The following is a 17,619-nucleotide window of genomic DNA, read 5'->3' on the forward strand; positions in this document are numbered from 1 at the left end:
GCAGCAAACCGACGGAGCGACTGACCACCCGACAAACCTCACCTCATAGAAGACGACTTGTCCGTCACCGAGAATATTCCCCCGGATTCACGTGCCGCCGACCACAGTCTGGAATACGGTCCGCCCGCGGCGAGCAGCTCGACGTGGGCGCCGATTTCGGCGATCCGACCATGCTCGACGACGGCGATCCGATCGGCCCGCGCCGCCGTACCGAGCCGATGTGCGACGAGGACGGTGGTCCGGCCGCGGGTCAGCGAGCGACTTGCGGCAAGCACCGAAGCCTCGGCGTCCGGGTCGAGGGTAGCCGTGGCCTCGTCGAGCAGCAGCAGGTCGGGGCGAACCAGCTCGGCGCGGGCCAGCGCGATGAGCTGACGCTGCCCCGCGGACAGGCCGCGACCGCGCTCGCCGACCGGCTGGCGCATGCCGTGCGGGAGGGCGGCGATCATGTCGCTCGCACCCACGGCAGCTGCGGCTTCGGCGATATCGGCGTCGGTCGCGGACGGTTTTCCGAAGGCGATATTGCTGGCGACGTCGCCGCTGAACAGGTGCGCCTCCTGCGGCACGATGCCGAGGCGGGCGCGGTAGTCGGTGAGACGGTAATCACGGATGTCGGTGTCGTCGACCAGGATCGCGCCGGTGCCGTCGGCGGGGAGGTCGTAGAGGCGGGCGAGCAACTTGACGATGGTCGACTTGCCCGCGCCGGTGGGGCCGACGAGGGCGAGGGTGCTGCCCGCGGGAATCGTGAGCGAGACGTTGTCCAAGGCAAGCGCCTCGACACCCGGGTAGTGGAAGCGCACGTCGTCGAGGACGACCTCGCCGCGCAGCCGCTGCTCGATCGGGACGGCGTCCGCTCGATCACTCGCGATGGCCGACGGGGTGCGCAGCAGTTCGCCGATCCGGCGCAGCCCGACGCGGGCCTGCTGATATCCGTCGAACACCTGCGACAGCGCGAGCACCGGCGCGAACAGCAGTTCCAGATACAGCACGAACGCGATCAGCGTGCCTGCCGTCGTGGTCCCGGCGGCCACCTCGCGCGCGCCGACGAAGACCACTGCGGCCAATGAGACACCCGACCAGGCGGTGACGAACGGGAAGTACAGCGCGATCGAGGCCTGGGCGCGCATCCGGCTGCGCCGGTATCGATCGGAGTATTCGGCGAAGCGGCGGGCCGCGACCGGCTCGTGCCGATTCGCCTGTACCGCACGCAGTCCCGCGACGTTCTCCTGGAAGTCGGCGTTCACCGTGGAGACGTTCTCCCTGGAGACGGTGTACGCCGTGGACGCGTAACGGCGGAACAGCATCGTCGCCAGGAACAGCGGCGGCAGCGTGGCCAGTACCACCAGGGCCAGCGAGACGTCGATCACCAACAGCGCCACCGCGATACCGACGAAGGTCAACCCGCCGATCAACGTGGTCGCCAGCCCGGTCTGCAGGAAGGTGGACAACGAGTCGAGATCGGTCGTCATCCGCGTCATGATCCGGCCGGACAGTTCCCGCTCGTAGTAGTCGAGCCCGAGCCGCTGCAAATGCGCGTAGCTGCGGATGCGCAGGCCGTACAGCACTCGCTCGCCGGTGCGCGCGGTGATCAGTGTGTTCGCCGCGCCGACCAGCCAGCCTGCGGCGACCAACAGGAGGCCGAGTCCGGCGGCGAGGCCGAGCGCACCGGCATCGTCGCGACCGACGCCGGTATCGATGGCGAACCGCACGATCGGCGGGAAGGCCACCCCGACCAGCGCGTCGAGCAGCAGCAGCGCGACTGCGGTGAGCACCAGCGCGCGGACCGGTCGCAACAGTCTGGTCAGTCGGAACTCCGGATCGGGCTGTCGCAGCCTTTGGTCGTCCAGCTTCGGTTGCTCGGTAGCAGGCGGCAGCAACGCGATATTCCGGCGCAGCTCAGGCGTTTCGGTGAGATCCGCTGCCGCCGCAGCGAAAGTACCGCCCGCACTGCCATTGGTGACGGTGGTCGGGATCGCGGCGGACGCGCGGTGCCCCGGCAGGTGCGCACCGAGTGGCGCGGGCAGCCGGATGACCCGATCGGCGTGTGCGAGTGTCGATTCGCGGTGCGCGAGGATCAGGGTGGTGCGCCCGGCCTGATCGGGCAGCGTGCCGAAGATCGCGGCCTCGGTGATCGCGTCCACCGCCGAGGTCGCGTCGTCGAGCACGAGAATGCGCGGCTGTGCCAGCAGGGCTCTCGCGAGCGCGATGCGTTGACGCTGCCCACCGGACAACGTGAGGCCGCGTTCACCGACAACTGTGTCATAGCCGTCAGGGAGTTCGCCGATGAAGTCGTCGGCCGCCGCCGACTTCGCGGCCCGCCGGATCTCGGCGTCGGTGGCCTCCGGTCGGCCGATGGCGATATTGGCGGCGATGGTGTCGGAGAACAAGAACGGATCGTCGAACACCACGCCGATCGCACTGCGCAGCTCGGCGGCGCGCACCTCCGCGATGTCGACCCGGTCATCGGACGCTTCGGTGCCGAACAACCGAATATGGCCCGCGTCGGGCGCGTAGAAGCGGGGGAGCAGCAGCGAGAGCGTGGTCTTCCCGGAACCCGCGGGCCCGATGATCGCCACCGTCTCGCCGGGCCGCACGGTCAGGTCCAGCTCCCGCAGCACCGGTTGCTCCGGATCGAATCCGAAAGTCACCGCATCGATTTCGATGCCGAGCGGACCCGAGGGCAGCGGCGTGGGCTCGGGCGGATCGGTGACCAGTGGCGCGGTGTCGATCACCTGGTACACCCGTTCGGCGGCGGCGCGGGTCAGCTGCGCGAGGACCAGCGCGCCCGCCATGATCCGCGCCGTCCCGGTCATCGTCGCGACATAGGCCGCGAACGCGACGAAGGTGCCGATCCCGATCGTCCCGTGCAGCGCGAGCAGGCCACCGAGCACGATCACGCCGACCATGCCGAGCTGCGGAATGGCGGCCACCGTCGGCGCGAACCGCGAGTCGACCGCGGCCGCGCGCATCCGCTCGGAATACAGGGTGCGACTGTGCTTTTCGAGCACGTCCACCATCCGGGCCTCCTGCCCGAACCCCTTCACCACCCGGACACCGGTGACGGTCTCCTCGACGTGTTGCGCGACGTCAGCGGCGCGCTGTTGCGCCGACCAGGTAGCCGCATACAGCCGAGGCCGAATCCGATAGACCACCACCGCGATCGCGGGCACGACCAGCAGCGCGAGCACCGCGAGCGGCGGCGACAGCCACATCATCACCACCGCGGCGAGCAGGAACTCCAGCACCGCCATGCTCGACAGCGGCACCATCGCCAGCAATCCCTGCACCAGCTGCAGGTCGGTGATCGACCGCGACACCACCTGCCCGGTCCGGATCGCGTCCTGGCCCGCCCCGTCCAGCCGTTGCAGCGACCCGAGCAGATCCACCCGCAGCGAATGCTGCACGTCCAACGAGAGCTTGCCCGCGAGCAGCCGCCGCCCGAATCCGGCCGCGAATCTGCCGAGCGCCAGCAACAGCAGCAGCACGGCGACCACCGCGATGACACCGGTCTCACCGATTCCCGCGGCATCGACGGCACGCTTCGTCAGCAGCGGCCCGGCGATCTCCACCACCGCACCTGCCAGCACAGCCGCGCCTAGCCCTGCCAGCGTGCCCGGGTGCGACCGGCTTTCGGTCCACAGCCGACGAATCCAGCCGGGACCGCCCGCGTCGCGCTCAGGCGACTCGGTGTGGGTACTCGCTTCGACAACCCCGCCCATAACCATCCACGATAATGACGCTCACCGACACGTCGTTGTTCCCGCAGACCGGTTCAGAGGTCGAGGCGGCGCAGGTTCCACCAGCCCGCGCCCCCGATGCCGATGGTCCACAGGAGCAGCACCACGACGGCGGCGGGGGTGGGCGCGAGGAAGTCGCTGTCGGCGTAGGAGCCGACCGCAACGGTGCTGAGGGTGGCCGAACCGGGGAACAGCGTGACGAAGCCGGTGGCGCCGACGCCGTTGGCGATCAGCCAGAGCAAGGGCTCGGCGATGGCCAGCCAGCCGAGGACGACCACGATCGCGGTCGACGATGACCGCAGCAGCAGTCCGAGCCCCGCACCGATCAGCGACCAGCAGACCGCGGCGAGTAGTCCGCCGCCGAGCACCGCCGCCAGGTCGACGCCGAAGTCGAATTTGCCTCGGCCGAAAGCGAAAAGCGCCACCACCGAGACCACCTCAACCGCGAGCGCGACGGCCAGCGCGGACACCCCGGTGACCAGCAGCTTCGCGGCGGCGAGCCGATCGCGGTCCGCGGTGAACAGCGCGGTCACCGGCATGGTCTGATGCCGATACTCGGCGCCGGTGCCGACCGCGCCGAACACCGCGGCCGCCAGCACCACCACCCCGATACCGACGTAGAGGCCGATCGTCGCGGTGCCGGTGACGGGTTCGCTCTTGGGATCGGCCTTACCGGCCAGCAGCGCGCTCGCCATGCTCGCGAGCAGCGCGACCACCAGCGGCACCCCGGCCAGGTACCGGCTGAGCGGCAGCGTGCTGACCTTGCGTACCTCGGAGTTGATGGCAGGCACCAGGTCCGGGGGCACAATCGTGATCATCGTGGAATTCCGTATGGCGTCGGCGTCGGATGATGAGCTGCCCCGGCCAGACCGGGGTAGGGCGAGACCGTCGGTGTCGGCGGTTTGGTCAGTGACGCGAGCACCCGATCGGGATGGATCAGGTCGGGAATGATGCTGTCCAACCGCACCTGCGCCGCGGTCGCGGCGTCCCGGATATCGGCCTCGGTGGCCTCGGCCACCGCGAGCCGCCCGTCCGGCCGGATCACCGCGTCGGTGAACCCGCGCGCGGCCAGCGTGGTGGCCAGCGCGATCGGGGTGGACGCCGCGACGACGAGTCGATCGGGATGGCCGCGCCGCAACCGCGCCGGACTGCCCTGATACACCACCGCACCCTCGTTCAGCACGATCACACTGTCCGCGCCGGGCAACACCGCGGCGAGGCTCTCGCTGGTCACCAGCGCGCTGCCGCCGCGCTTGGCGTGCCTGCGCAGAAAGTCTTGCAGCCAACCACGTTCCGCGGCCTCGAGGCCGTCCATCGGCTCGTCCAGGATCAGCAGCGGCGGATCGCCGAGCACGGCGGTGGCCAGCGCCAGCCGCGTCTGCTGCCCGGCCGAGAGCGCGCCGCCCTTCGACCCGGCCGCGTCGCCCAGCCCGACGAGTTCGAGCACCTCCTCGACGCGCCCGTCCGGCACATTGACCGCCGCCGCGTACACCCGCAGATGGTCGCGCGCGGTCCGGCCGGGATGCACTCCGCGCGGCGCGAGCACCCCGCCGACGACGCGGGCGGAGCTGACATCCGCGCCGCCGCGGGCCCGATCGGCCCCCGGCCCGCCGACCGCCGCCGTCCCCGAAGTCGGTTCGAGCAGCCCGAGCAGGGTCCGCGCGATGGTGGTCTTGCCCGCACCCTGCGGCCCGACCAGGGCGGCGGTGGTGCCGGAGGCGACGGTGAAACTCACGTTCTCGATGGCCGAAACCAGACCGTAGCGCTTGGTCAGGCCGCGAACGGAAAAGGCGAGCGCGGTCACTGCGGCTTGGTGGGTGTCTGCGGCTTCGACGGGTCGATCGCGGTGAGCGGATCGGCGTCGACGATGAGATGCCGGTCGGCCGGCCAGACCACCGGCGCGGGCCCGAAGGCCTCGCGCGCGTTCTTGATCGTGGTCTTGCCCATCGCCCGGTTGCCGACGCCACCGATCACCGCGCCGATACCGGCGGGCACGATCTTGCCTGCCATCAGGGCCGCGCGCCGGGTGATGAAGCGGACGATGAACCGCTTGAGCAGCGAGTCGTTCATCGATGAGAGCCCGGGGATGCGGTTGGCGAACACCGTGCCCCAGTTCTTCGCCGAGGTGCCGACGGTCTTCTGCACGATGTCCATGCCGCCCTCGCCGAGCACGACGGCGAGCACCAGCGCCCTGCGCTGCTCCTTGTCCTCCGGTGAGATGCCGTGCACCGCGGCCACCGCGAGGGTGAACACGGCCGAGGCTTCCATGAAGAAGGTGGTCTCCGCGCTGACCGCGGCGATGGCCGCGACCGTGCCGACGCCGGGCACCGCCGCCGTCGCGCCGACGGCACCGCCGCTACCGGTCACCGCGAGCAGGTACTGGTTCTCCAGGCGCTCGATGATCTGTGCGGGGCTTTCCGACGGGTGGGAGCGCCGGATTCGGTCGACGTACTTGGCGACCGCGGGTGCCTGCAGGCGAGACCCCGTATCGAGTAGCTGGACCACCGTCTTCTCGAACGCGCCTTTGAACATCGGCGGCACCCTCCTCTTCCGGTCTGCTGGGTTGAACTGTAGTGGTACGTCCACCCTCAGCTCGTCATGACAACGATGTACCCAGCCTGATCGGTTCCATCAGCCCGGTTGGTGCGCCGCGGGCACGCGTTCGGCCTCGACCGGCGGCGGTGGCGGCGTGCCGTCGCCGAACGGGCGCCCGCCCAACGACTCTCGGTCGTGCGGGGTCAGCCAGTTCGCCAGGTCCGGTCCCTTCGGCACGATCCCGGTCGGATTGATGTCGCGGTGCACCACGTAGTAGTGCTCCTTGATCTGCGCGAAGTCGGTGGTGTCGCCGAAACCGGGCGTCTGGAAGAGGTCGCGGGCGTAGGCCCACAGCACCGGCATCTCGCTCAGTTTGGATCGGTTGCACTTGAAGTGGCCGTGATAGACCGGGTCGAACCGGGCGAGCGTGGTGAACAGCCGCACGTCGGCCTCGGTGATCGTGTCGCCGACCAGATAGCGTTGCGTCGCAAGGCGTTCCGAGAGCCAATCCAGTCGATTGAAGAGCCGATCGTAGGCGGCCTCGTAGGCGTCCTGGGAGCCGGCGAACCCGCAGCGGTAGACGCCGTTGTTGACGTCGCGGAACACCGCGAGGTTCACCTCGTCGATCTCGGCGCGCAGCGCTTCGGGATACAGCTGCGGTGCGCCGGGCCGGTGGAATTCGGTCCACTCGGTGGAGAAATCGAGGGTGATCTGCGCGTAGTCGTTGGTCACCACCTGACCGGTCGCCACTTCCACCACCGCGGGCACCGTGATGCCGCGCGGATAGTCCGGGAAGCGCTTCAGATACGCGTCACGCAACCGGGGGATGCCGAGTACCGGGTCGACGCCGCCGGGATCGAGATCGAAGGTCCAGCTGAGCTTGTCGTGCGTCGGCCCGCACAGCCCCAGCGAGAGCACATCCTCCAGCCCCAGTAGGCGGCGCACGATGAGCGTGCGGTTCGCCCACGGGCAGGCCCGCGCCGCGATCAACCGGTACCGGCCCGGCTCGACGGGGTAGCCGTCGCGGCCATCGGCCGTGATCCGGGTGGTGATGTAGTTGGTGTCCCGCTTGAACTCGCCGGGCTCGACGTAGGAGCCACTTTCCACCGACTTGGTCACCTGGACAGTCTCGCAGACGGAGGACCTAGTCTGGCCGAATGAGTGAATCGAAGGCCACCCGCCTGGAACGCCAAATCACCGACGGCGGCGCCGAGGTGGCGACGCTGACCCTCGCCAATCCGCCCCTCAATCTCTTCGACCAGTCGATGCTCGACGCCCTGATCGAGGACTTCGCCGAGCTGTCGGCCAACCCGCCGCGCGCGCTGCTGCTGCGCGCCGAGGGCAAGCTGGTGTCCGGCGGCGTCGACGTGCACGTCTTCGACGGCCTGTCGGTCGAGCAGGGCGCCGAACTGTGGCGGACCCTGTTCGCGCAGATCATTCATCCGCTCGAGGCGCTGCCGTGCCCGGTGGTGTTCGCCGCACACAGCCTGACGTTGACCGCCGCCTTCGAGATCGCCTTGGCCTGCGACATCATTCTGGCCGCGCCGAAGGCGAAGTTCGGCCTGGTGGAGATCGTGGTCGGCCTGACGCCGTCGATGGGCGGCCCGCAGCGGCTGGCCGAACGCGCGGGCTCGGGCCGGGCGCGCGAGTTCGTGATGACCGGCGACCTGTACGACGCGGCGACCATGGCCGAGTGGGGCGTGGTGAATGCCATCCACGACGACGTCGACACGGCCGCAAGGGAATTGGCGCATCGCCTGGCCGAGGGACCGACCGTCGCGCATGCCGCGACCAAGAAGATCATCGAGGCGTGGCGCTCCGGCGGTGTGGCACACGCGGATTCGGTGACACCCGAGGTGTCCGGCGCGCTGTTCGACACCGCCGACCTCGAGGGCGCGGTGCGCAGTTTTCTCGAAGTCGGTCCGGGGAAGGCGACCTACACCGGGCGGTGACAGACAGGACACGTTCATCGCCTCTCCCGGCTAAAGTGTGACTCGCGTCATATAGTCGCAGTGCCTGCTGACTCGAGGCGCGCGGAGGACGAATGTCGCAGTTGCTCGTCGAATACCCCCTGACTCGCCGCTATGCCCAGGACAACCCGCTGGCCCGCGGGGCCGACGGTGTGCTGCGCTACGGCAACCTCACCCCGGCGCTCACCGAGCTACTCGACCTGCAGGTGCACGCGTTCTCGACGCGCGAGGCCGTGGTCGAGATCGGCGGTCCCCGGCTGACTTACCGGGAGCTGTGGCACTCCGCGTCCCGCATCGCGGGCGGGCTGCAGGAGCACGGCATCGGTTACGGCGATCGGGTCGCGGTGCACATGCCCGTCGGCGTCCGCTGGGTGCAGGCGTTTCTCGGCGCGCTGCTCAGCGGCGCGGTACCGGTGCTCGTGCACGACGGATTACCGGACGCGGTCGCCGAGCAGGTGATCGCCGACAGCAGTGCGGATTTCGTGCTCGGTCGCGATATCGCCCGCGGCGCCGAACTGCCCGACGGCGCCGCGTTCATCGATGACGGTGCGGCACTGGGTGATCTGGCCTTGCTCAGCTACACCAGCGGCACCCCGCTCAGCGCCACCGCCGCGCCCAAGGGGGTGGAGCTGACCAACGAAAACCTGCTGTCGGCAATACGTTCGGTGGTCTGCGCGCTCGATCTGCCGACCGACGGCCTGCGTAACCTGGTGCTGCTGCCGCTCGCCCATGCCAGCGGTTGCGTCGACCAGCTGTTGCCGACGTTGGCGGTCGGCGGCACCGTGGTGCTGGCCAGGGACGGCCACGGACTCGCGGAAGCCATTGTGGCCGAACGGATCGACATGTTGTCGGCGACGCCGCGGATCTTCGCGCACCTGCTGCCCCAGCTCGCCGCACTGCGCGACGACGGTGTGCGCACCGAGGGCATCGGCCGGATCTGCAAGGCCGGACATCGTGGCGAGCGGGCCTCGGCCCCGGCAACCCCCGCGGACCTGGCCGCCGAACTGCGCGAGATGCTCCCGGCGGCCCGGCAGTGGTCGATCTGGGGCGCCACCGAGACCAGCGGTATCGGCCTCGCCGTCGACGACGCGGAATCGGTCGCCGACGCCGACGCCGTGCTCGGATTCCCGTTCGGCGGTACGGAATTGGCGCTGTGCGGGCCGCAGGCGCAGGCGGGGCACGGCGAACTGCTGTGCCGCGGCCCGAACGTCTCTCCGCGCTACTGGAACGACCCGACCACCACCGCGGCCCGCTTCACCGGAACCTGGTTCCACACCGGTGATCAGGTCACCATCGATGCCGACGGCCTGGTGCGCCGCGGGCCGATTCAGACCGAATGATCCTGCGTCACTCCAGCATCCGCTCGCGCAGCCGAGCTCGCAGGTCCGGGGTGATCCCGGCGTTCGTCAGGTAGGTGTCCACGTCGCCGTGCAACTCGTGCATCGATGCGGTAGCGGTGCTGAGGTATTCCTCGCGCACCCCCAGCAGGTCAATCGAGAGTTCTTCGCCGCCAAGCAGTTTCGTCGTCATCATGGCGCGCAGGGCCGGGACGGCGCCGTTGCTCTCCAGGTAGTCGGCTTTTACCTCGGCCTCGGTCACGCCGACCGCGCGCAGCAGCGTGGCGATGGCCCAGCCGGTGCGGTCCTTGCCCGCCGCGCAGTGCACCAGCACCGCGCCCTCGCCGCGCGCGATCGATTGCGCGAGCGCGGTGATCGCGGCGTGCGCCTCGGGCAGCGCGGGGAACATCCGGTAGACCTCGAGCATGTGCGTGAACGCACCCTGGGCATCGGTGTGATGCGGCGGCGCCTCGGCCATCCGCGCGTCGAACGGCGTGACGTTCACCCGGACGCCCTCGGGCACCTGGTCGTGGCCGATGTGGTCGATCTCGCGTTCGCCGCGCAGGTCGTGCACGTCGCTGACGCGCAGTTCGCGCAGCGCGGCCAGGCCCGCCTCGTCGAGCCCGGTCAGCTGCGCCGAGCGCAGCAGCACGCCGGGACGGATCTTCGCGCCGTCCACGGTGCGCAGTCCGCCGAGGTCACGGAAGTTGAAGGTGCCGGAGATGAGGTACTGGTCGGCTGGCGGCGAGAGAGTCACCGATCCAGGCTATCCGGCCGTCGGCGTCGCGCGGGTGTCGTTCACGGATCGAACGGCACACCGGTAGGTGGCCGATTCGCGCGGTTCAGCTGTGTGATCCGCCACAGGATTCGGGGCGCGTTCCAGCCCGCCCGTAGAGTGGACAACGGTCTGCTTTTCGGCCGGGCAGGGCTGAGAGTGACCTCGAGGGAGGGAAATCCGGGCAGGGCGGAGTAGTACCCCCACTATTCCGTTTGGGTAACAAAACATTCTTTCAGTCTGGAATTACCCACTGAACCTGTTCTCAAACCCCGGAAACCCTCTACCATTGATGAACGTTGGACCGGGCAGCCTGGGGTTTCCAGCGAATTGCCCGCCATGTTCGACGAGTCGCGCCGACGAGGGTGCGCGAGATCTTTTCGCCGAGGGAGTCGTCGTTGAGCGTACGAGGAGACACCGCAGTGGTTCGGCTGCGGCCGACCATCTGCGAGGCCGTCGAAAAGGCGGCCGCGTCACTAGACCACGGAGGTGTGCGCGCACTACGGGTGCTACTGCATGCCGGCGTGAGCGCGTACTGGCCTTTGGTCAAGGCCGCACCGGCCAAGCAGGTCCAGGCCTACGAGGCGACATTGCAGTCCCTGCGTCAGCGTTGGGCAGCGCAGACCGACTGCATCGCCGACCCGACCGCGACCGCGGCCTACCGGGAGATGGATACCGAGGTCGCCGCGTTCCTGCAGCTCTGCGCCGATCGTTCGGGCGCGCAGTGGCTGGAACCGGTGGACGCTATAGCTACCTACGCCGTCTCGGTGCTGCAAGGCACCGTGTTGCGCTGGCTTGCCGACTGCAATGACGAGACAATGCTGGTGGTGCTCGACGATCTGGTGAGCAGCCTGGCGACCAGGGCCGCCGAGGTGTAGCGGCCCGCCGAGTGTGCGGTGACCTCGGGAAATGGGGAGCCCGCAAATACTGGACGTTTGACCAGTTTGATGGTTGAGTAGGTGCCGTGAGCGAGCGTAGCGAGCGAACCATCAGCACAGCGCCTTCGGGCATGACGGAGCCGAGCGTCAGCGAGGCGGAGTCATGACTGAGACATCTCCGATCGCGGGGCTGCACGCGGCCACCGCAGAGCTCGACCCGCCGCTGGCCGCCCTCGACCTGACCGCATTGCGTGCGAACGCCGCCGATCTGGTGCGCCGCGCGAACGGTGTCCCGGTGCGGGTCGCCAGCAAATCCGTGCGCTGTCGCGCCGTCCTCGAAGAAGTGCTCGGCGATGAGCTCACCGCCTCGGGCGGCTTCGCAGGCATCATGTCCTACTCCCTGGCCGAGGCCATCTGGCTGGCCCGTCGCGGCGCCCGCGACATTCTGCTCGGCTACCCGACCGTCGACCGTGCCGCACTGGCCGAACTCGCCGCCGACGAGACACTGCTCCGCTCCATCACGCTGATGATCGACGATGTCGCCCAGCTGGATCTCATCCGCGCCGCCATCGGCACCGACCTGGTGCGCCCGCGGGTCTGCCTGGATGTCGACGCCTCGCTGCGGATCGGCCCGATCCACCTCGGCGTCCGCCGCTCCCCGATTCGCACACCGGAACAGGCCGCCACCCTGGCCGGCGCGGCGTTGCGCCGCAAGTTCGAGGTGGTCGGCGTGATGACCTACGAGGCGCAGATCGCCGGTATGCCCGACAGCAACATCGCACTGCGCCTGATGAAGCGGGCCTCCGCGGCCGAAATCACCAAGCGCCGCAAGCGCGTTCTCGATGCCGTGCGCTCGGTAACCGGCAAGCTGGAGATCGTCAACAGCGGCGGCACCGGTTCGATCGAGGTCAGCATCTCAGACCCGGACGTCACCGAGGTCACCGCGGGCTCCGGCCTGTATGTGCCGACCCTGTTCGACCATTACCGCTCCTTCACACCAAGACCGGCACTGTTTTTCGCCACCTCGGTCCTGCGCCGCCCAACCCCTTCCATCGCAACGGTTTTCGCAGGCGGTTACATCGCCTCCGGCCCGACCGGCCCCTCTCGCGTGCCGAAGCCGGTGTGGCCCACCGGTTTACGCCTGATCGGCACCGAGGGCACCGGCGAGGTGCAGACCCCACTGACCGGCGCGGCAGAACTCCGCATCGGCGACCGGGTGTGGTTCCGTCATGCCAAGGCGGGCGAACTCTGCGAACGCTTCGACAAGCTACATCTGGTCGAAGCCGACGGCACCCGAACAGCAGTCCCCACCTATCGCGGCGAAGGAAACTGCTTCGGCTAGCGCCAGGCGTCGACGAGATCTTCAGGGCCCCAGTATGTTGCCAGTGGCAGGTCAGGCACTACGCCGCAGCGTGATACGGCTATGAGTGGGGTGTCGATGTCGGTGCCCGGCACTGACAGGATTGTTCGGGTGAGGGCGTCGTAGTCGTGGCGATCGAAGCTGCGGTCGTCTTGCCATTTGATGGAGCCGATGAACTGTATGGCGGTGGCGACAGGTTCGCGGTCGGTGCCGACGAGGTCGATTTCAGGGTTGTTCTGGCGGTTCCACCAGCCACCGATCGCTTCGGTCTCGGGCCATCGGTCGTTGGGCAGTAGGCGAAGCAGTGACTGCCGGATGAGTGGTTCCACGGCGCGTCCGCGCCATGAGGGCCAGGATCGTTCGATGCGGGCCAAGGCGAGATCGCCGCGGCCGCGCTCGATGAGCGGAATTCCGCGTTGCAGGAACGCCAACCAGAAGCGCAGATAGGGATCGGCGATGCGATAGCGCTTGTTTTTGGTGTCCGCTTTGGTCGATAGCGGTAGGTCTGCGGCGACGGTTCGTTTGACTTGCAGGGTGTTCAGCAGCGGGGTGAGGGTTCCCGCGGGCAGCGCGCCGGAACTGCCCGCTTGCGCGGCGATGGTGCTGAAGGTGCGTTCGCCGCTGCCGACGGCTTCGAGTACCGCGCGCGAGCGTGATGCTTCTGGGAACTCTCCGAGTAGCGACAACTCACCGGCCACCAGCAGCGGCGAGAGTGGGTTGGCGGTGGATGCCTGCAGGAATTCTGCTCTGCTCATTCCCGATTCCCACGACTGCACAATTTCGGGAAAACCGCCGGTGATCAGCAGCGCGTCCACAGCGGCGGCAGCGTCGAGATCGGTCATGGTCGCGACATCGGCCAGGTGCAACGGTTCGACTGTCATCTTCGTTGCTCGGCCGAAGAACGGGCGATCGCGGGACTGCAGCGCTTCCATGACCGCGATGTCGCTGCCGACCAGCACCAGCAGGACGGGCTTTGCGGATAGTTGGCGGTCCCATACCGTCTGCAGTGCACCTTCGAACTCGGCGTCTTGTTCGGTCAGCCAAGGCACCTCGTCGATGACAACGATGGTGGGCGCATCGCTGGGCAGGGCGATGGCCAAGGCGCGCAGCGCCTGATTCCAGTCCGATGCGTGCAACCCGGCCACCAACTCCGCATCGCCCAGCGCGGAATGAGCGATGGTCGCAATGAAGTCGTCGCGCTCGGCCACAGGGTTGCGTCCGCGAGTGGCCTGGAACACCACGTATGGTCGGCCGGATCTATCACAGAATTCCTGTACCAACCGTGATTTGCCGACTCGCCGTCGCCCGGTCACGATCACCGCCCGGCCTCGTGTGGCGCCCTTCTGGTCAACCGTCAGCGCCAGCTGTTGGCCCAACAGGCCGAGGTCGGTCGCTCTGCCTGTGAACTCCATGGAGGCTCCGTGGTTAAACATGGATTTGATCTAACGTAGATGCAATCTAACTTAGATCAGAAATTCTTCGATGTCGATTCCTGGCGAACAACGATGGTCGATCCATAGGGATCCCCAACAGCGCCGCAATCGCGCAGCGAGGCCTGTCCTAATCACGAGGTGAGGCGGACAGTCGCAGGAAACCTGCCAAGTCGGGGATCTCTTCCGGAGCTGGGGGCAGGTATTCGCTCAGTAGGGGCGAGCGGATGATGATGGCTTTCCACATGGCGCGGCAGAGGGCGGCATGGAGGAGCGCTCGGGACAACAGGAACGGCATGCCGTAGGGGGCGTCGGCGGGACTGGACGTGGTCATCGAGAGCAGTACTACAGCTGCTTCTCTGCCGCGGAATCGGTCCGGGGTGCCGACGAGGACGTCCTCGATCCTGGCTCGGGCGAGCAGGGTTCGGATTCGGCCGACCTGTGCGGCGTAGGGGGCGACCACGAAGATGTCGTGTGGATGTAGCCGTCGGGTCATCGCGCCGATGGTCCAATTCATGGCGAGCAGCGCGCGCACGCGGCGGACCACCTCGCGGGCCTCGGCCGCGGATTCGGTGGCGTTGCCGTGGTGCGGGACCAGGACGGTGCTCACGCCGGGCTCTTCGCCGTCGAGTTCCCTTGCCAGGGTGACGGTTTCGTTGGCACGCAGGCGTCCGTCGTAGTACAGGCGGGAGATCGGGTCACACACCTGCGGATGCATCCGCCAGGTGCGGTCCAGGAAATAGCCGCGTTCGCCGGGCAGCGTGTGCCGTCCCTCGGCGAGCCAGCCGAGCACCGATTCGCCGACCGGCTCCGGGTGCGCGCTGTGCGTGGCCGGTGGCACGGGATCGCCGAGCAGCAACAGGTTTCGCGCGCTGACGCCGACCGCGACGGCGTCGGCCAGCGGGAACCGCCCCGCATCCGCGATCACCAGCAGGTCGAGTCCCTCGCGCGACACCATCTCTTCGTTCGCGAAATCCGTTGGGGTGCCGCCGAGTACGCAGCCGCTGATCGCGTTGTCGAGGAAGCGCGCGTATCGGGAGGCGTCGATGACGACCCATTCCGGCCCCACCGACTCGACGTCCTTCTTCGCGACGAGTTCCGGCAGCACGCCGACCCGCACGACCGCGTCCAGCAGGTTCTCCACGGTCGAATGCGTCTGTCCGACAATGCCGATCCGCCACTTGTGCCGGGTGACGAGGCGTTCCAGTACGCGGGCAGCGGTGGAGGTCTTGCCGGTGCCCGACGGCCCCTGCACCGCGAGGTAGGAGTTGTCGAGTTCGCGCATCGCGGCGGTGATCGCGGCGGCGTGATCGCCGTGCACCTCGGGCAGCGCGGCACCGGTGCGCAGCCGGGGCGGGCGGCGGGCGAGCAGGTCGAACACGGCGCCCTCCGGAATCTCCGGGAGCGCGACAAGCAGCTGCTGGGCGGCGAATTCGACCGCGGTTTCGGCGTTCCAGTCCCAGGCGGGTAGGCCGGGTGCGATCGCGGTCGGTAGCTCGTCGTAGGGTTCGCAGCCGTCGGGCAGCAGTTCCTCGAGGCGGACCGCGTCGTCGAATTCGGCGTCGACCGAGCAGCCGAGCACGGTGGCGACGGCGGTGGCCCGGCGTCCGACGGCGGTGACCATTCCGGCGGCCGCGGGCCGGTCGTAGAAGGTGTAGACCGTGGCGCCCGGCGTCAGGACCGTGGCCGGTCCCGGCCCGCCCGCACTCCAGCTCGAACCGATCCGGCCGGTCAGCGTGAGATAGCGGCGCATGGTCGGCCGGTCCGGACTGCGATGCCACTTGGTGTCGACGGTGCCCCACTCGGCGACCAGCACCCCTGGCGCGTCGGCCCATTCGTCGACCGGATGGCTGAGTCGATCGACGTGCGCCCACCACAGCGGCTGCCGCTCGCGCCGGTGATAGCCGAGCGCCGCGGCCATCATCGCGGCGACGTGCCGCGGTTCGTCTTGCGCCGCCGCGTATTCGGCGAGCGCCGCCTCGAACGAGGACGGCCGCGAGGGCGGTATCGGCTCCAATTCGTCGGGACCGGCCACCTGACACCACGACCCGGCCCGCTCCAGCGTGATCGCCTGCGGGTCGATCCGCTGCTCGGCCGCCCGGTCCAGCAGCCAGTCCCGTAGCCGCAGCACGGTCAGGCAATCCCGTTCGGCGGCGGGCGAATGCGCCGCGCCGGGCAGCAGCCGCGCCAGCCGGTTCAACCGGTAGGAACGTTCACCGACGATCAGCGCGTTGCGCACGATCGGATACAGATCGACGAGCACACCGTCACACAGCAACTCGTCCACGATCTCTTCGCCGACACCGGTGCTGCCCGTGCAGTGCAGCAGCGCGCTGCGTACCGCGGAGGTGTAGTGGTAGACGTGCATGTCCGGATACATCCGTCGCCGCTGCACGAGATAGTCGAGCACCTCCTCCAGCGCCTGCCGCTGCCCGGCCGCCTCGCTGCCCGGCTCGCCGGCCGTGCCGAACGGCCCGCGGAAGGTCAGGTGCACCGTGCCGGGACCACCGACGTCCACCGCCAGGGGTGTGCGCCCGCCACCCTCGACGGTGAGCGAGAGGTCACCGGGGGAGGGCGGCGGTAGCGCGCCGAGCGCGATCGGATCGATCAGGCTGTGCGTCGGCAGGCCGGAATCCTCCCGGCGCAACTGGATTTCGGCCTGGCGGCGCAGCGCGGTGAAGGTGCGCGGCGGCACGCCGCGCACGGTGCTCTCGGTGCCGGCCAGCCGGTCGATGGTGCTCACGCCCGCTTCGCGCAGCCGGGCCCTGGTCGTGGTCGGCATGCCTGCGACGAGCAGCAGATCCCGCGCGGCCGCCGCGGCCGTCGTGCAGGTCCCGCACCGCCCGCAGGCGAGATACCGGGGATCACCCCACTGCACGGGTAGCAGCTCGCTCAGCTTCTCGTCCAGGATGTGTTCGACTCTGCGCCTGCGGGATCGGTACACCGGGATCTGATCGCTCAGCGCGTAGGCGGTGTTGTCCTCGCCGAGATGCAGCCGGATCAGCGGGCCGGTCAACGATCCGCTGTGGTCCACCGCGTCAGCACAGGCGGCGAGTTCCAGTGCGGTGCCGACCCGGTCGGCTTTGCTGTGCGCGGTGCCGTGCACGGTGTAGCGCACCCGATGACCCGCCCGCACCAGGAAATCGCAGGAACAGTCGAAGGCGCCGTCGAAGAAGGTGGCGCCGTGGATCACGTGCACTCCGGCCCGCAGCGCGGCGACGGTCGCCGCGTGCGCGGCCGTCAACGCGGCGATCAGCGTCTCCGGACTGTCCGACTTGTGCTGCGGGCGTTGGATCTCCACCATCGAGCTGCCGAACCGGTCGCGGAAGTCGCTGAGCCTGCGATCCCGCGAGTCGTCGAACCAGGTGCGCGGCGTCGGCGCCCATTCGGCGGTGGTTTCCGGATCGGCCGCGACGGTGCCGAGTTCGGTGTCGAGGGCGCGAAGCAGCGCGAATTCACAGCGCGCCGCGCGCACGAGGTCGACGGCGGAGCAGACGACACGATCACCGAACACGAACAAACGCGGCCCTCCTGTGTCTTGCGGGACACCCGCACCCGGTCGGCGACGATGAACGGGCTGCGCAATTGTCGCCCATCGAC

The 17,619-nt window shown here is 68.8% G+C and carries 12 protein-coding genes; 4 read left to right on the forward strand and 8 right to left on the reverse strand.

The window, feature by feature from the left end; genetic code table 11:
• Positions 1-38 precede the first annotated feature (38 nt).
• From ACIBK2_RS35970 to ACIBK2_RS35990, 5 genes are all read right to left on the reverse strand, one after another.
• Positions 39-3,716, reverse strand: a complete 3,678-nt coding sequence (locus tag ACIBK2_RS35970; RefSeq protein WP_396974067.1) for an ABC transporter ATP-binding protein — start codon at positions 3,714-3,716, stop codon at positions 39-41.
• Positions 3,717-3,769: 53 nt separating this feature from the next.
• Positions 3,770-4,552: an ABC transporter permease gene (locus tag ACIBK2_RS35975; protein ID WP_396974069.1), complete on the reverse strand. Its 783-nt coding sequence runs from the start codon at positions 4,550-4,552 to the stop codon at positions 3,770-3,772.
• The gene (locus ACIBK2_RS35980) at positions 4,549-5,538 is read right to left on the reverse strand and encodes an ABC transporter ATP-binding protein (protein WP_396974071.1); all 990 of its coding nucleotides are present in this window, start codon (positions 5,536-5,538) and stop codon (positions 4,549-4,551) included. Before ACIBK2_RS35980 ends, ACIBK2_RS35975 begins: the two co-directional genes overlap by 4 nt.
• Positions 5,535-6,266: a hypothetical protein gene (locus ACIBK2_RS35985; protein WP_396974073.1), complete on the reverse strand. Its 732-nt coding sequence runs from the start codon at positions 6,264-6,266 to the stop codon at positions 5,535-5,537. Before ACIBK2_RS35985 ends, ACIBK2_RS35980 begins: the two co-directional genes overlap by 4 nt.
• Positions 6,267-6,365: 99 nt before the next feature.
• Positions 6,366-7,388, reverse strand: a complete 1,023-nt coding sequence (locus tag ACIBK2_RS35990; RefSeq protein ID WP_396974075.1) for a glutathione S-transferase family protein — start codon at positions 7,386-7,388, stop codon at positions 6,366-6,368.
• A gap of 38 nt (positions 7,389-7,426) precedes the next feature.
• On the opposite strand from ACIBK2_RS35990, the gene ACIBK2_RS35995 reads away from it, so the two are divergent.
• Both ACIBK2_RS35995 and ACIBK2_RS36000 read left to right on the forward strand, forming a co-directional pair.
• Entirely contained in the window at positions 7,427-8,221 is a 795-nt protein-coding gene (locus ACIBK2_RS35995) for an enoyl-CoA hydratase/isomerase family protein (protein ID WP_396974077.1), read from the forward strand.
• A 92-nt stretch (positions 8,222-8,313) separates the two neighbouring features.
• Positions 8,314-9,579: a class I adenylate-forming enzyme family protein gene (locus ACIBK2_RS36000; RefSeq protein ID WP_396974078.1), complete on the forward strand. Its 1,266-nt coding sequence runs from the start codon at positions 8,314-8,316 to the stop codon at positions 9,577-9,579.
• A gap of 7 nt (positions 9,580-9,586) precedes the next feature.
• Here ACIBK2_RS36000 and ACIBK2_RS36005 read toward each other — a convergent pair whose 3' ends face one another.
• The gene (locus ACIBK2_RS36005) at positions 9,587-10,333 is read right to left on the reverse strand and encodes a tyrosine-protein phosphatase (RefSeq protein WP_396974079.1); all 747 of its coding nucleotides are present in this window, start codon (positions 10,331-10,333) and stop codon (positions 9,587-9,589) included.
• 416 nt (positions 10,334-10,749) lie between these two features.
• On the opposite strand from ACIBK2_RS36005, the gene ACIBK2_RS36010 reads away from it, so the two are divergent.
• Both ACIBK2_RS36010 and ACIBK2_RS36015 read left to right on the forward strand, forming a co-directional pair.
• Positions 10,750-11,229 (forward strand): TetR family transcriptional regulator, encoded by a 480-nt coding sequence (locus ACIBK2_RS36010; protein ID WP_396974081.1) that lies wholly within the window; start codon positions 10,750-10,752, stop codon positions 11,227-11,229.
• A gap of 163 nt (positions 11,230-11,392) precedes the next feature.
• Entirely contained in the window at positions 11,393-12,571 is a 1,179-nt protein-coding gene (locus tag ACIBK2_RS36015) for an amino acid deaminase/aldolase (RefSeq protein WP_396974083.1), read from the forward strand.
• Here the strand turns inward: ACIBK2_RS36015 and ACIBK2_RS36020 are convergent.
• Positions 12,568-14,001, reverse strand: coding sequence for an ATP-binding protein (locus ACIBK2_RS36020; protein WP_396974085.1), 1,434 nt, complete (start codon positions 13,999-14,001; stop codon positions 12,568-12,570). The genes ACIBK2_RS36015 and ACIBK2_RS36020 overlap by 4 nt on opposite strands.
• Positions 14,002-14,149: 148 nt before the next feature.
• Positions 14,150-17,533, reverse strand: coding sequence for an AAA domain-containing protein (locus tag ACIBK2_RS36025; protein ID WP_396974087.1), 3,384 nt, complete (start codon positions 17,531-17,533; stop codon positions 14,150-14,152).
• Positions 17,534-17,619: the final 86 nt, after the last annotated feature.

It is taken from the genome of Nocardia sp. NPDC050175, from assembly GCF_044459885.1.
Taxonomy (GTDB): Bacteria; Actinomycetota; Actinomycetes; order Mycobacteriales; family Mycobacteriaceae; genus Nocardia.